This window comes from Yersinia aldovae ATCC 35236 (genome assembly GCF_000173735.1).
Classification (GTDB): Bacteria; Pseudomonadota; Gammaproteobacteria; order Enterobacterales; family Enterobacteriaceae; genus Yersinia; species Yersinia aldovae.
The window spans coordinates 1-15,855 of record NZ_ACCB01000001.1; the positions used below are offsets into that span (position 1 = coordinate 1).

The following is a 15,855-nucleotide window of genomic DNA, read 5'->3' on the forward strand; positions in this document are numbered from 1 at the left end:
AACGGTGATATACCCACAATATTTCACCGCATGCTTTATTTTATCTAAAGATGCTTCCTGAACCAGTCAGTCTGAATAGCGATTATATTGTCAAAATGTTTACCACTATACATATCATAATGCATAGCCCCATCCTCAATATGCAACGTTTTATGTAATGAACTCACGGCATTATATAATTTTTGCCCTTGATCCGGCGGGTTTACAGTGTCAGCACCTGCGATAACAACCAGCGTTGGGCAGGTGACTCGTGCAGCATTATCTTTAGGTTTATATCGCAGGGTTTCGCGAACGGTAAGAAATGGGATCTTAATGTCCATTGCAGGATAAATTATTTTGTTTGTTTCGAAGAATGTTTTTGATTCTTTGTCATTCAGCACGCGAGTTACACCAACAAATGTTTCTTTGCCGGTGGCTTGCTTCTTTTCTACCATCTTATCCAGTGTGGCAATAAAGCTCTGTTTCTCTTCCTCAGACATTTTTCCCGTGACGATATCTTCACCATCAGCAAATGCGAGCTGGCTGACTACACATGCGATATCAGGATTATCTGCCGCAGCACCAAATACATGGCACCCGCCGAATGATGTTCCCCACAACCCGATACGGCTGGCATTCATGTCTGTCTGCGCTTTAACCCATGCCACAACGCTGAGGATATCCTCAATTTGCATTGCCGGAACCAGACGGCCACGCTCACCTAAACTGCTGCCAAAACCGCGGTAATCGAAAGTGACCGTGTTAAATCCCGCTAAGGTAAACGCTTCTGCGAATGCCGGTAACAGAATCTCCTGAATGCCACAGAAACCGTGACACAAGATCACGACTGGCTTGTTGCCTTGATGTTCCGTGGTACGCAGGGTCAGAGAAATACCGTTGGGTAATTGATGTATGGCTGCTTTCATCCTAACGACCTATTTTTTATGTATAAATACAAGGGTAACATAGCAAGATTGGAGCAAATCCTACCCGACAGATTAGTGACTAACGCTGCTGCACTAATTGGCGCTATGAGCTTTGGATAAGAATTGTAGTAAGGTGTCTGTCACTATGTCGGGTTTTTCTTTATTACTGATATGTCCCGCACCAGGAATAATGACATGATCACATCGCAGTAATTTTGACATTAATGCACCTTCAGATGGTGGCCTGGGTTTGTCATACTCCCCCGTAATGACTATCGAAGGAACAGTGATTTTTTCAAGTAAAGATAATTTATTTGGACGCCCAAAGATTAACTTACCCAAAGGAACAATACTTTGGCGTAAACGTTCGACTGGGATACTCCTCAAATGATCGATTAGAGGGTGTAACAGCATATTGGAAACATTATCTGAATAGAATAATTTCGCCGCATACTCTAGCAGTGGAGATTGTATGCTCCCGATTTTATCTATCTCATTTAACATACCAAAATAGCGCAACCTTTCAGCGTCACTCTCCTCACCAAGAAAAGTGTCCATCAGGGCAAGTAAGTTGACTCTTTCAGGATGAAGGGCTGCCAATTCAGCTCCCCACATTCCACCGACTGACAACCCTAAAATGCCAAATTCTTTTATACCCAAATCATCCATTAAGCTGAGATGGTCATGGGCAATATCTGAAAGGCTACTGTAGCCATCAGGGAGTTCTGGGGACGCGCCATGTCCCCATAAGTCAGGAATAATGACCCGGTAGCGCTTGGCTAGCTCGGGCAGTTGCGATGACCACATATCACTGCTGAAAAGATAGCTGTGTCCGAGCAACAGGGGAAAACCCGAACCTATATCGACGTAATGCATATTCTTTGTATTCAATACTAACTCCTTATAGTAAGAGTCGAACCATTCCGGCTCATCATTGGCTGGAGCGCTGACTCAGATGATCGTTTGTCGGATTATTCTAAATTATCGAGCTGGACTCCTGATGTAAACATGTCGCCGCTTCTGCACCTTATGTTTGTCTATATCGTGACGTCAAGGCGATCTGTTGGCGTTGCTCGAAAGATATCGGCTGTAATAAATTTCAGCGCATACAACGTGAATAAGGCCGCAATACACGATACATTCCAGTCACTAAGTTAAGTTACACAGATTATATTGCTAGTTAAGTAACAGATTAGTAAACATAACACTGAAATTTAATTAATAGGAAGAATATACAACAAAAATAACAAGCTACAGACAAATATAGTAAATATATTTGACAAGTGCTCATTAAATGCAACAAATGTATATACATGTACATACTCGATGAGAGCTTAATGATGACTCATAGCTATAAATTGGATATTCAGCAAGAGATCGATAACAGCCATTTCTCTTTTTTTCATTGGAAAATCATCATATTAGGCTTTCTTATTCTGGCAATTGATGGCTACGATACAGCCGCTATGGGTTACATCGCGCCGGCATTGTCAGATGACTGGGGGATTCCCAAGCAGAGTTTGGGGCTAGTATTGAGTGCCGCACTGCTCGGATTGTCACTTGGTGCGTTGGTGGCCGGGCCAATATCCGACAGGATAGGGCGCAAAAAAGTGCTGATTTATTCCTGCTTGTTTTTTGGCCTTTCCAGTTTGGCCTCCGCGTATGCCAGCAGCCTTAACCTTCTCACATTTTGGCGTTTTATGACGGGTTTGGGGCTGGGAGCGGCTATGCCTAATGCCATTACCTTGATATCAGAGTACGCCCCTGCACGTTGCCGGGCACTGGCGATTAACACGATGTACTGTGGTTTTCCTCTCGGTGCTGCTGCGGGTGGATTTATCTCTTCCTGGTTGGTACCACTTTATGGCTGGCAAAGCGTGTTATTACTTGGGGCTATCATGCCGCTAGCATTGACCCTTTTGTTAGTGTTTTTATTACCTGAATCCGTGAAATATCTCGTCAGTAAGCAACGTTACCCAGAGAAAGTTCGCCAGATTCTTATTTTGCTTATGCAACGGGATATCAAACCTACGACTCAGTTCTACCTTTATCAAGATCCACTGACACAGACTAAAAGTAGCCTTGGCCTGCTTTTCTCTTCCCGCTACCTGATTGGCACACTGATGCTATGGTTAACCTACTTTATGGGTTAATTATCTATTATGTATTACTGAGTTGGATGCCGATCCTGATGAATGGCCTTGGCTATCAACTGCAACAATCGGCAATACTCACCTCTTTGTTTACCCTCGGTGGAACGCTGGGTATTATCATTGCAGGTTGGCTGATGGATCGCTGGAATGCTTATAAAGTTGTGTCATGCGGATTTATGATTACCGCTCTGCTGATTGTCCTGATGTCTACTCAGAATAGCCAGATACTCTTATTAGGTGGTTTGATTTTTCTGATGGGGGTCACCATGAACGGTGCTCAGTCTGGTTTACAATCTTTGGCGGTTAACTTCTATCCAACGCATAGCCGTGCGACAGGAATTTCCTGGATGCAGGGAATAGGGCGTTTTGGGGGTGTCGCGGGTACTTTATTGGCCGCACAATTACTCAATATGCACTGGCAGGTGGATAATATTCTTCTGTTTATGTGTATTCCGGCATTGGTCGCCGCCATAGCAACACTGATTAATATGCACCATCGGTTTAAGAACGGGGGCTGATAGGGCAATGATACTAAGCACGTCATAATCATGTTTGTGAAAATCTATCGTTATGCGAAGTATTGCGTTCTGGGTGATTGACGATGACTATTTTATTTGGGGTTTGCTCGATCACAATTATCCCCAATCACTACGCATAACGACAGTGACTCTCAGGCACTTAATCCACGACAATAACATTGCTAATATAATGCGAATGCTGAAGCAGCACTACCCGTACTCAATTAGACAGACCCTTGCCTCATTCTATTTTCAGTAACTGAAAAACTCTCTGCTACGGCACTTCTATGGTATTTCCCCGTCGACATATACTGTTTTCCCCCTTGAGTTAACACAAAGGTTTCCAGCATTCATTTGCAAACTGGCCTCCTGAATAGAACAGGAGATAAAGCTTTTCTCCGCCATAACACTATTAATAAAGTATTTATCGCCAGTTCAGTTGCCATTCTCGTTTGCTTAAGCTGGCCAACGGCTCGAGGAGAGAATAAGTTCAGCACCACGACAGCCATGCCGGAGAAACGAATGAAGCTTCTGAATAAATATGATGGTTAAAATACTGATGATTTAGTATTTGTAGCAGATGCTGGGGCAGTTTGGATTTTAACCTGCCTGTAAGGGTGATGCTATGTAATTAAATGTATTATATGACATTTTTTACTGGTTCAATAAGATGAATTTGATCTGCCTTGGTCTGATTCTTATTGATGCGGGCATCCCATAAGATTTTTACCATAGGTCAATAGTTATCTTCACCGTGAAGGGGCTGTCTTTTGCGTATCCTGATACTCATAAATTATCCTCATAATTAACCACAATTGTAAGGTTACTCACATTGTTCTACAGTTAAAATGTTCTAATGTGTATGGGTGCGTGAATGGCGTGAGATTAAAACACGGATGGATAGCTAATATCCTTCATTATCGATAGGTAAAATTTGCGGGTGATTGGATGATTCACGCATTTGCTATATCTGAAAATAAATGTAGAACTGCTCCCGTTTGGATAAAATCGTTGCGCTATGTGTCACCAGATAAACGTGACCTAAGAATCGATCTGTTGCGGGGTATTGCCTTAGTGATGATGGTTGTTGCCCACATTGAAGTGATGTCTGTACTGGATATTTTTACCTGGGAGCGCTTTGGTCTGACGACCGGCGCGGAAGGATTCGTTATTCTTTCGGGGTTTATGTTGGGCGTAATTAATCGTCAACGCCTGCAAAAAGAAGCCTTGCTAACCGTTAGCTATGCACTATACCGGCGAGCTTGCAAGATATATATCGTCAATATAGTTATCATTATAAGTATACTACTGCTAACTAAATTGACATTCATAAACACCTTTGAAGTGACACATTTTACCGATCGATTTTCAGACGTGAACTATCCGTTATATCCAGTTTACGATCAGATAAAAGAATCCTGGTTTAACATGGTGTTCTATTTGCAAATTGGGCCACACCAAAGTCAGATTTTAGGTCTATATTTCTATCTGTTGCTGGCAACGCCTTTCTTTCTCTATTTATTGGAACGTAGATGGGTTGGATGGCTATTAATTATATCCCTTTCATTATATATACTCTATTTTTTCACTAGAATTAAGTTGACCTCGGCTCAGTTTGAATTTGCTTTTCCATTCTTGGCCTGGCAATTAATCTATGTGCTGGGCATGACGATTGGTTGGTATAAAGAAGAGTTGCTTTCTCTGGCTCGCACTAAGGCTGGATTTTGGAGTTTATGTATTATAGTTTTATTTACACTTGTAATGATGTTTATTGCACAAAATCATAATAATCCATTTATGCCTTATGACGTTATGCTGCATGTTATAAATGCGCCACGCTTCAATTGGTTCTATGAAAATTTCGCTGCTAAAAATGCGTTAGGGCCACTGCGCGTTATGAATGATTTTAGTCTGCTAATAACATGTTATTTGATATTGAGCTATTTGTGGGTGCCGATTAATAAGATATTTGGCTGGTTTTTAATAACGCTAGGTCAACATTCTTTATATGTTTTCATTGTCCATGTATATGTGGTTTTACTGGTTAATCAAATTGTGGATTTTGGATTATGGCATCGTGCATGGCTGTTAAATACACTGGTTCATCTCTGTGCTTTACTGATGTTATGGTTATTAGCGAAATATAATGTTGGCAGGAAGTTTATTCCTAACTGATATTTTTACTCAAAATGATAAAGAGGCCAGAGATGAAAGATACACAGTCGACTCCAGATAAAGATCAGGTCAACAAACTGCGTGATAGCATACTTTATGAATTGAAATATTCTCTCGGAGTAACGCTTTTAACTGCATCATCCAGTGATGTATTTAGTGCATTGGCATTGGTTGTGCGACGAAATCAAGTAGATGACTACTTCAGTACCCAAGAACGCCACTATCAGGCAAGAAAAAAACGTATTTACTATATATCGATGGAGTTTTTGATTGGTCAGTCATTACGGAATAACCTAATAAATCAAGGAATGATGGAAATCACAAAAGCCGCATTAGAGTCTCTCGGTGTAGATTTTGAAATTATTGTCAGAAGTGAAGAAGATGCGGCACTGGGTAATGGTGGGTTAGGGCGTTTAGCTGCCTGTTTTATTGATTCAATGGCCACATTAGATCTTGCTGGGTCGGGGCATGGGATCAAGTATGAGTATGGTTTATTTCACCAACAAATTCAGGATGGTAAGCAAATAGAGAAACCTGATGATTGGCACTCTGCTCATTCACCCTGGCTTATAGAGCATCAAAGTCAGGCGATGATAATTCCGCTTTATGGCCGTATTGAGGAAATAAAAGATCTACAAGGTAATTACAATCCAATGTGGATGGATTGGAAGATTATAATTGGCGTACCTCATGACTATCTGGTGTCGGGTTATAATAATAATACGGTGAATTCACTTCGTCTATACAGTGCCTGTGCTTCAGATTCATTTGATATTCATATTTTTAATCATGGTGATTACCTGAAGGCGGTTAATCAAAAAATAGCATCAGAAAATATTTCTAAAGTCCTTTACCCATCAGATGAAATTCTGGCGGGTAAAGAGTTGCGCCTAACCCAAGAGTATTTCCTGGTAGCTTGTACATTGCGAGATGTTATGCATGATTTCTTCTTGCATTCCACTGACCTTAATCAGTTGCCAGAGTTTGTGGCAATACAACTTAATGATACCCATCCGGCACTCGCTATTGTTGAACTGATGAGGATATTAGTTGATGAACATGCTGTCGACTGGGATATTGCTTGGGATTTAACACAACGGACGTGCGCCTACACCAATCACACCTTAATGCCTGAAGCGTTAGAAAAGTGGTCAGTTAATTTGTTCGAGTTGCTCTTGCCGCGACATCTACAAATTATCTATGAAATTAATCGGCGTTTCTTACTGGAAGTACACAGATGGCAGCCGGAACGTACAGACTTATTGGCGTCAATGTCTTTGATTGAAGAGATGCCTGAAAAGAAAGTCCGGATGGCCTATCTTGCAATTATCGGCAGCCACAAAGTTAACGGTGTGGCTAAATTGCATTCGGACTTGATTAAGTCAAACCTGGTGCCTGATTTTTATCATCTGATGCCGGAGAAGTTTACCAATCAAACAAACGGAGTTACTCCACGGCGCTGGATACAGCAGGCTAATCCACGCTTATCACTATTTTTAGATGCTCACCTAGGTAATGAATGGGTTACCAATCTGACACTTTTAACCAAATTGAGATCGTTAGCGAGCGACCGGGATGTTATTGCTGAGCTTGCAGAGATTAAGAAATTCAACAAACTGAAGTTAAGTCAGATAATAACCCGTCAGCAAGGCATAACTATTAACCCTGATGCAATGTTTGATTGCCAGATAAAGCGTATTCATGAATATAAACGGCAACTACTTAATGTCCTTTATGTCATTAATCTTTATCATAGGATTCTTGACGGTGTGGTCTCTATCGCGCCTAAAGTTCATATTTTCTCAGGTAAAGCTGCACCAGGCTATGCGATGGCCAAGCTGATCATACAGCTGATTAATCAAGTTGCTCTGAAGGTGAATAATGATCCTAACGTTAATGGGCAGCTAAAAGTGGTATTTTTAGAGGATTATAAAGTCTCTTTAGCTGAGAGTATTATCCCCGCTGCTGATTTATCTGAACAGATATCTACTGCAGGTACTGAGGCTTCGGGTACTAGTAATATGAAGTTGGCAATGAATGGTGCTTTAACTATTGGCACGCTAGATGGTGCTAATATCGAAATAAGAGATGCTGTTGGCCATGAGAATTTCTATGTTTTTGGTTTATCAGCGGAACAAATTGCAGAACAAAGATCAAAAGGACGTTCTCCATATGACGAGTATGCATCTAATACAGAACTGAAAATGACTGTTGATTCACTCATTTCAGGTTTTTTCCATGCAGATAAGAATCTATTTTATCCCCTATTTAATATGCTGGTAAATCATGGTGATCACTATTTCCATTTGGCTGATTTCTCCAGCTATTGTCAGGCCCAACATCAAGCCTTGACTGATTATAATAATACTTACAATTGGCATAGCAGAGCATTAAATACAATAAGTGGTATGGGAGAATTTTCCAGTGACAGGACTATTCGTGGTTATAGCAGGGATATTTGGGGAGAGGATAGTTTGAAGTGAGATACAACATATTATTTACAATGTTACTTGGTGGATTATTTGTCTACCCGTTAGATATTATGGCGGAGACAGCTAATCCACCGGCTGTTAAATTATTTACCAGCCCTTGGTCGCGCCTTTTTTCTGGTGATGAGGATACATTTTCGACGGCATTAACCTATAGCTCACCACTTAAAAAAAAGATGGTCAATGTTCCTACTGGGGAACATACCTCCGAAGAAGTATACAAACTCAATCAGCGGGGGCTTTTTAGTATGCAGTATTCCCCGATAAGTTACTTTTTTGGCAATATGACTATTCGGGTTCCATTACAAAATACCAGTAAATACAGTACCGATTTTGTCTATAGTTTTGGTTATGACGATTGGCATCCGGGTACTTTCAGCCTGGTTTATGGTAATTACAACGATAATAATAGTTTTTTTCCTGCGACAGGTGCTCAAAGAACACGATTTGAGCAAGGCTCTTGGACTTTGGGCTACAAATTTGCCTTACCTAAGACGGTAGAGTCTGCGTTATTGATTAACAAAAACGACTCACTGATTTGTCAAGTTGGCTATAGCTATGTGCCGCGTTATTACTCTGACGCCTCATCAACCATGAAAGAAAATAAGAACAGTTTTTTAGGGAGTTGTGGCTATACCTTACTACAACACTATTTTTTTCGCTTATCTGCTTTTTATTACCCAGACAAGAACCAGCAGCAACCTTGGAATTATGATTACACTTATAGTTTTGGCTATACGTCTGGTTATGCTCCGGGATCCTGGTCGCTTTATTATGGTAATTACACCGGAACTCGCTACCCGTGGCGGGAGAACGCAAATGCAAATTTTCGCAGTGGAACAATAAATCTTAGCTGGACTTTACCCTTGTAAATTGAAAGGTTAAAACTCTGTGCTACGCTTAATGGCACTATTAATAGTTAAGATAGTGTCATGTTTTATCGGTGTATGAAAAAGTCAGGGACGTCGAATATCATCCATTACTGATGATGTTTGATTAGTTATGTTTACACGAAGTATTTGGATAACTTATGCAACTTCATGCTCCAGTTACAGGTGTGACGTCTATACTTGTTGTTGATGATTCAGCAAGCTACCGCTTTTTACTGGTCAATTTGCTAAAAAAATGGCAATTCTCTGTTTTTGAAGCAGAAAATGGCCAGGATGCGTTGGCTATTCTCGATGATAATGCCATCAATATGGTGATTAGTGACTGGGAGATGCCCGTCATGGATGGATTGAAGCTCTGCACCACTATCCGCAAACACTATTCTGATCGGTATATTTATTTAGTATTGATAACTGTGCGCCAATCTGTTGAGGATTTGATCGCGGGTTTAGATGCGGGGGCCGATGATTTTCTGTCAAAACCGATAAATCAAAGTGAGCTACGCGCCCGTTTGCATGCTGGCGAACGAATATTAATGCTAGAAGCAACCCTTGATGCACGTAATCAGAAGTTATCTCAAGCGTATCAACAGATAGAAGCTGATTTGCAGTCCGCAGCAAAACTGCAACGCAGTGTATTACCCGCGGAAAAGCTGATGGTAAGTGGCTTTCAGGCTGAATGGATGTTTATGCCTTCTGCCTATGTATCCGGGGATTTGTTAAGTTTTTTCCAGCTGGGCACCCAACACATTGGTTTCTATAGTATTGATGTTGCAGGTCACGGTGTAGCCGCAGCAATGCTCTCACTGTCAGTTGCACGCCAATTCCTTAATGGGCGTGCCGCTGATAACTTACTGATTTCACCTGCTAATACTCCTTCAGGTTATCGGATTAACCCGCCTCATAAAGTTGTCGCTGAACTTAATCGGCGCTTTTGCATTGAGAACGATGATATAGCCAGCTATTTCACTCTCATCTATGGCGTTATAGATGTGCAAACCGCGACCGGGGTGCTTTGTCAGGCTGGGCACCCAACCCCGTTTATTGTCAGTGGCTCTGGCCAGGTAACCCCAATTGGTAATGGGGGGGCACCGGTTGGGCTGATTGATTCAATGGATTATCAGGATAGCGCTTTCTCGCTTGCCTCAGGTGATCGGCTCTATTTATTTACCGATGGCATCGTTGAGTGTGAGAACGCAGAACAAGAACTCTTTGGTGAACAGCGCTTACAAGACTTGCTGGCTGTAAGTCATCGGGACAGTGTGCAAGCCGTTTTTCGGCAAGTACAGCAGGCGTTAACTTGCTGGCACCCAATACTAACAGATGAGCATCAAAGTGATATTCAGAACGGGCGTTCTGCATTTAGTGATGATATCTCTTTACTGGTGATCGAGCGCAATAACTGTTCACCCCACGTAACGGCATTGTAAGGAAGAAATAATGAACTTTGAAACTCAGACAATTGATAATGTGCTGGTTATTACCCCCTTGATACGGCGATTGGATGCCTCGGTTGCCCTGAAGTTTAAGGAAGATATACAGGCAATGATTGCCCTGGGAGCCAAAAGTATTTTGTTAGATTTTAGTCGGGTAGATTTCATCGACAGTAGCTGTTTAGGGGCTCTGGTTTCGCTGCTGAAAACGTTGAATGGAAAAGGTGAACTTGCTATTTGCTCACTCAATAACAACATTCATGGCATGTTTAAGCTAACCCGGATGGACAGGATATTTACTATCGGTACTGATCAAACCGAAACGTTACAACAAATGCGCTCCGTAGCACCTTAATTTCTAAGGAATATTTATTTATGAAAGCCATGATCCTTGCTGCCGGGAAAGGAACCAGAGCCAGACCACTGACCACCATATTGCCGAAACCGATGATCCCATTGATTCGCAAACCTATTATGGAATCAATTGTTGAGCATTTAAGACAGTATGGTTTTAATCAGTTAATGGTGAATACCAGTTATTTGTCTATGGATATAGAGAATTATTTTCGTGATGGTCATGCCTGGGGCGTCGAAATGGGTTACTCCTATGAAGGCATTATGGAAGGGAATACCTTTGTCGATAATGTATTAGGTTCCGCCGGTGGCATGAAACATATTCAGAACTTCTCGGGTTTTTTTGATGAGACTTTTGTGGTGGTGTGTGGTGATGCATTAATTGATGTAGACTTTGACCAGGTATTGGCTTTCCATCGGGCCAGAAAAAGTGTGGCGACCTTGGTGATGCGCCCTGTCTCAGCGGATCAGGTGAATAAATACGGTATTGTTGTCACTGATGATCAAGGTAGAGTCAGTAAGTTTCAGGAAAAACCTAAAATAGAAGAGGCATTATCAAACAATGCCAATACTGGCATTTATGTTTTTGAACCCGAAATATTCGATTATATTCCTGATGGTATTGAGTATGATATTGGTAGTCAGTTATTTCCTCAGCTTGCTGAATTAGGCATTCCTTTCTATGGTATTGCCTTACCATTCCAATGGGTTGATATTGGGTCATTACAGGATTTTTGGCATGTGAACCGGATGATCCTCAATCAAGAGTTACCACATTATCCCATGCCAGGCATTAAAGTTGCCCCCCAAGTCTGGTGTGGGCTTAACGTTAAAGCTGATTTTTCGACCTTAGATATTGAAGGGCCTGTTTATATTGGCAGTAGTACAGAAATACAACCCGGAGTGACGATTAAAGGGCCAGCAATTATTGGTGCTGGGTGTTTATTAGAGCAGGGGGCTGTCATTGATCAAAGTTTTATTGCTGATTACACCCGCGTTGGGGGTATCGCGCATTTACATCAACAGATAATTTTTGCTGGGAAAGTTATTTCGCCTGAGGGAATCGCAATTGATTTATCTGAGGCCGGTCTAAATTGGCTAATTGATGATAAACGACGTAAGGATATTATTACGGCGGAGAAGTCTTTATTCAATGAGTTTCTTCATAAAGATATGTTGCTATGAGTTATCATCCAGGCACGTCACAGGCTCAGTTAATACGCATAAGCCTGCCAGCCTCGTTGTCGAGTCTGCATATTTTGCATGAGAAGTTGGTGCAATTTATGCAGCCCTTACAAATTGACTCATCCAGCAGTTATGCTATGGAACTTGCATTAAATGAAGCATTTATCAATATAGTAAAACATGGTGTTAATTATGATGCCACTCAAAATATTATTGTCGAAATGCGTTATGGAAATAATCAGTTAGTCTTGAACTTGCAAGATAAAGGAAAATCGATACCCGCTGAGTTGTTACAAAATAAAAGTGGTTTATCTCATTTTCCTGAGGTGTCCACACCTGACTCCTGGCCGGAGAATGGTATGGGGTTAATGATGATGTTTAATGCTGTCGATGAAATTGATTACGAAATAAAAGACGGTATTAATTCTTTATCATTGATAAAGAAAACAGAAGGGCCGACATAAGTATTGTGTTTGATAATCAGGCTGAATTTCCCCAATAGCTCATTGAATGGACTGATTTATCTCACTTATCTTCATGGATTGACTGAGGTTGTGATATGGCTTTTTATTTCTCTTCGTTTGAAAACAGAAAACCACCATCACCACTAAAAACTCATTGGGCTATTGAGTTTTTATGGCAAAGCCTGGCGGTTGCTGCTCTCATCTTGGGGGCAAACTATATCCGCTGGCGTTGGATGAATTCACTTAATTACGATGCGCTTTGGTATGCAATCCCGTTGGTAATGGCTGAAACTCTGGCATTTATTGGCTCAGCTTTATTTACTATCAACCTCTGGAAAGTGAGAGATATTCCTGCTCAGCCAGCACCTGAAACAATCGACGATTGTATCGTAGCTGAAGAGATGCAAGAAGGGCGGCAGATTAAAGTTGATTTATTTATTGCCACTTATAATGAAGATGTTGAATTGGTGCGCTTATCGATTCGGGATGCACTGGCCGTAACTTATCCCTTCCCCTTAGATTATCGTATTTATGTATTAGATGATGGAAAGCGAAGCGAAATGGCGGTGGTTGCGCAAGAAGAGGGAGTTAACTATTTAAGTCGGGAAAATAATATTGGGTATAAGGCCGGTAATCTTCGTAACGGCATGGAGATGACACAGGGAGATTTTATTATTATTTGTGATGCGGATACCCGTGTGTTCCCAACAATATTAACCGATACGTTAGGGTATTTCCGTGATGTTGATGTTGCCTGGGTGCAAACACCACAGTGGTTTTATGACTTACCGCAGGGTAAACCATTACCTGAATGGGCTAAACAAAAATTGGGCACAACCGGCTATCTGTTTGGTAAAGGGATAGAAAAATTGATTGGCCCATTAACAGTAGGCCATGATCCTTTCTTTAATGATCCCCAGATGTTTTATGATGTTATTTTGCGCAGACGTAATTGGGCTAATGCCGCTTTTTGTTGTGGCGCTGCATCAATTCATCGGCGTGAAGCTATTATGCAGGCAGCACTGCGGCGCTATGTCGATAATATAGAAGATGAGATAGAGCAATATACTAATGATTTAACCGACAGTGAAATAAAAGCGGATTTGGCCCAGGCCATGCTGCCCCATGTGGTACATGATACCGAGTTGATGCCGTATAAATTTCATGTGTCAGAAGATATTTATACCTCTATCGTTTTACATGGCGATCCTGGTCGTAAATGGCGCTCCGTGATGCATCCACAAATAGAATCAAAAATGCTTTCGCCACAGGACTTACTGACTTGGATGATCCAGCGATTTAAATATGCTGCAGGTTCAATGGATATCGCTTTACATGACCGGCTTTTTACCAGCAAACGGATTAAACTCAGCGCAATAACAAAAAATAATGTATGGCACCACCTTCTGGTCCTATTTTGCCTGTATCTGGAATACGGTGTTTTTGATTGCCCCGTTAATTTATCTCTTCACGGGTATTCCTCCTGTTTCGACTTATTCATCACCTTTTTATCTGCATTTTCTGCCCTTTATGATTGTCTCGGAATTAGCGTTTATGTTTGGCACATGGGGTATCTCCGCCTGGGATGGGAAGTCATCTTTCCTGGCTTTATTTTCTATGAATTTACGGGCATTAGATACTGTGCTGCGGGGGGAGAAGATTAAATTTCATGTGACGCCCAAGGAGCGCCAGCAAGGTAATTTTCTATCCTTAGTTAAGCCCCAGCTCGCCATTATCGGGCTGACTTTATTGGGGCTGATTTGGGGGGCGATTCAGATAGCCGAGGGGAATATAAAAGATCCCTCAGGCTTCGTGATTAATATCTTTTGGGGGCCGCAAACATTGCTGCCATGATGCCAATGGTTTTGGCCGCTCTTTGGCAGCCTGACCATGCTGAACTTAATGCACAGGAGGGTTCCTGATGTCATTTAAATATAACCTCCTGAAGGCGAGAAGTTATCTGGCGATGGTGATTGGTATTTTAATCGCTTTTTCTATTGTGTTGTATGTCGAGAGTCATTCCGAGGATAACGGTGATTCCCGTGTTCATATTGCTCCCAGTGTTGGAAGACCATTAACACCGAGTCCGCGCCCACTGAATCCGGAAGAAATAATTTGGGCCAAGGCCGCATGGCAATATTTTGTAAATAATACCCAGCCAAGTGGCTTGGTGAATTCCGTAGATAAGTTTCCGTCATCTACGATGTGGGATACGAGTAGCTATTTTATGGCAATTATTTCCGCTCAACGGATTGGTATTATTCAGCAAGACGAGTTTGATTCCCGTATCAGTAATGCATTAGGCGCGTTGGCTAAACTGCCTCTATTTGAGGGTAAACTACCCAACAAAGCGTATAACACGCAGACATTATCTATGGTGAATTATATTAATCAGCCCAGTACTAAAGGTATTGGTTGGTCGGCTATTGATATTAGTCGAATGATGGTGCCATTAAATATATTGGTCTGGAATTATCCCCAACATGCTGTTGAGGTGAATAAGGTTATTTCACATTGGAAATTAAATGCGCTAGTGGCAGATGATCAATTACAAGGTTCAACGATTAACGATAAAACTCAGGCCGTCTCCTTGCATCAGGAAGGGCGCATGGGTTATGAGCAATATGCTGCACGAACCCTGCAACTGGTGGGTATTAATGCCAGTTTAGCCCTGGATTACACAGCACATCTGCAATTTATTAAAGTTGAAGGGATATTGGTGCCTGATGATATTCGTATCTCACAAAAAGAAGGTGCAAATACCTTTATCGTCAGCGAACCTTATATTTTGACGGGCTTAGAGCTGGGTTTTGATCTTTATTCGTCTGAATTAGCCTGGCGGGTATTTAAAGCTCAGGAAAATCGTTTTCAGCGAACAGGAATTTATACTTCAGTCAGTGAAGACCATGTGGACACCGCGCCTTATTTTATCTATAGCACCTTGCACTATTCAGGCAACGATTGGGCGGTTATTACTGAAAAAGGGGTGCGAGTTGATAAACTGCGGCAGTTATCAACCAAATCAGCCTTTAGTTGGTATGCATTGTGGCGCACGGCTTATAGTGAGCAAACACGCCGTCAATTAAGTGGTTTGATGGTGCCATCAAAGGGTTGGTACGCCGGTATTTATGAGATAGACAACAAAGTAAATACCTCACTGAATGCCAATACTAATGGTGTCGTACTGGAAAGTTTGGCGTTTATTAATGGCGGAAAACTACTTTGTACTGGCTGTACTCAGGTGAAACAGCCAGTCGGCGCAACGGATAAATAACTTTAGTAGGAAGGTTTT

10 protein-coding genes and 2 pseudogenes are annotated in these 15,855 nt (G+C 41.6%); 10 read left to right on the plus strand and 2 right to left on the minus strand.

Annotated elements, in window-relative coordinates:
* Positions 1 to 44: 44 nt before the first annotated feature.
* Entirely contained in the window at positions 45 to 905 is an 861-nt protein-coding gene (gene uilS, locus YALDO0001_RS00005; RefSeq protein ID WP_004698772.1) for a UilS family quorum-quenching N-acyl-homoserine lactonase, read from the minus strand.
* A 93-nt stretch (positions 906 to 998) separates the two neighbouring features.
* Positions 999 to 1,781, minus strand: coding sequence for an alpha/beta fold hydrolase (locus tag YALDO0001_RS00010; RefSeq protein ID WP_004698774.1), 783 nt, complete (start codon positions 1,779 to 1,781; stop codon positions 999 to 1,001).
* 464 nt (positions 1,782 to 2,245) lie between these two features.
* Between YALDO0001_RS00010 and YALDO0001_RS00015 the strand changes: the two are divergent.
* The 10 genes and pseudogenes from YALDO0001_RS00015 (at position 2,246) to YALDO0001_RS00060 (ending at position 15,837) form a co-directional block, all read left to right on the plus strand.
* Positions 2,246 to 3,576 (plus strand): annotated as a pseudogene (locus YALDO0001_RS00015) (MFS transporter).
* Positions 3,577 to 4,524: 948 nt separating this feature from the next.
* Positions 4,525 to 5,751 (plus strand): OpgC domain-containing protein, encoded by a 1,227-nt coding sequence (gene opgC / locus YALDO0001_RS00020; RefSeq protein ID WP_049596031.1) that lies wholly within the window; start codon positions 4,525 to 4,527, stop codon positions 5,749 to 5,751.
* A gap of 32 nt (positions 5,752 to 5,783) precedes the next feature.
* Positions 5,784 to 8,234, plus strand: coding sequence for a glycogen/starch/alpha-glucan phosphorylase (locus YALDO0001_RS00025; protein WP_004698782.1), 2,451 nt, complete (start codon positions 5,784 to 5,786; stop codon positions 8,232 to 8,234).
* A 20-nt stretch (positions 8,235 to 8,254) separates the two neighbouring features.
* A complete protein-coding gene (locus tag YALDO0001_RS00030; RefSeq protein ID WP_004698784.1) occupies positions 8,255 to 9,112 on the plus strand; it encodes a hypothetical protein in 858 nt (285 codons plus the stop codon).
* A gap of 158 nt (positions 9,113 to 9,270) precedes the next feature.
* Complete coding sequence (locus tag YALDO0001_RS00035; protein WP_004698785.1) at positions 9,271 to 10,557, plus strand: PP2C family protein-serine/threonine phosphatase; 1,287 nt, start codon at positions 9,271 to 9,273, stop codon at positions 10,555 to 10,557.
* Between the two features lie 10 nt (positions 10,558 to 10,567).
* Entirely contained in the window at positions 10,568 to 10,915 is a 348-nt protein-coding gene (locus tag YALDO0001_RS00040) for an STAS domain-containing protein (protein WP_004698787.1), read from the plus strand.
* A gap of 20 nt (positions 10,916 to 10,935) precedes the next feature.
* The gene (locus YALDO0001_RS00045) at positions 10,936 to 12,099 is read left to right on the plus strand and encodes a nucleotidyltransferase family protein (protein ID WP_004698790.1); all 1,164 of its coding nucleotides are present in this window, start codon (positions 10,936 to 10,938) and stop codon (positions 12,097 to 12,099) included.
* Entirely contained in the window at positions 12,096 to 12,563 is a 468-nt protein-coding gene (locus tag YALDO0001_RS00050) for an ATP-binding protein (protein ID WP_082039535.1), read from the plus strand. The genes YALDO0001_RS00045 and YALDO0001_RS00050 overlap by 4 nt, the downstream gene beginning before the upstream one ends.
* Before the next feature lie 95 nt (positions 12,564 to 12,658).
* A pseudogene (locus YALDO0001_RS00055) lies at positions 12,659 to 14,485 on the plus strand (glycosyltransferase).
* Positions 14,485 to 15,837: a DUF3131 domain-containing protein gene (locus YALDO0001_RS00060; RefSeq protein WP_004698799.1), complete on the plus strand. Its 1,353-nt coding sequence runs from the start codon at positions 14,485 to 14,487 to the stop codon at positions 15,835 to 15,837. Before YALDO0001_RS00055 ends, YALDO0001_RS00060 begins: the two are co-directional and overlap by 1 nt.
* The last annotated feature ends 18 nt before the right edge of the window (positions 15,838 to 15,855 follow it).

What these genes read in the sequence shown, in the direction of transcription:
- uilS (WP_004698772.1), bottom strand. Translation starts at nt 905, where the DNA reads ATGAAAGCAGCCATACATCAATTACCCAACGGTATTTCTCTGACCCTG.
- YALDO0001_RS00010 (WP_004698774.1), bottom strand. Translation starts at nt 1,781, where the DNA reads ATGCATTACGTCGATATAGGTTCGGGTTTTCCCCTGTTGCTCGGACAC.
- opgC (WP_049596031.1), top strand. Translation starts at nt 4,525, where the DNA reads ATGATTCACGCATTTGCTATATCTGAAAATAAATGTAGAACTGCTCCC.
- YALDO0001_RS00025 (WP_004698782.1), top strand. Translation starts at nt 5,784, where the DNA reads ATGAAAGATACACAGTCGACTCCAGATAAAGATCAGGTCAACAAACTG.
- YALDO0001_RS00030 (WP_004698784.1), top strand. Translation starts at nt 8,255, where the DNA reads ATGTTACTTGGTGGATTATTTGTCTACCCGTTAGATATTATGGCGGAG.
- YALDO0001_RS00035 (WP_004698785.1), top strand. Translation starts at nt 9,271, where the DNA reads ATGCAACTTCATGCTCCAGTTACAGGTGTGACGTCTATACTTGTTGTT.
- YALDO0001_RS00040 (WP_004698787.1), top strand. Translation starts at nt 10,568, where the DNA reads ATGAACTTTGAAACTCAGACAATTGATAATGTGCTGGTTATTACCCCC.
- YALDO0001_RS00045 (WP_004698790.1), top strand. Translation starts at nt 10,936, where the DNA reads ATGAAAGCCATGATCCTTGCTGCCGGGAAAGGAACCAGAGCCAGACCA.
- YALDO0001_RS00050 (WP_082039535.1), top strand. Translation starts at nt 12,096, where the DNA reads ATGAGTTATCATCCAGGCACGTCACAGGCTCAGTTAATACGCATAAGC.
- YALDO0001_RS00060 (WP_004698799.1), top strand. Translation starts at nt 14,485, where the DNA reads ATGTCATTTAAATATAACCTCCTGAAGGCGAGAAGTTATCTGGCGATG.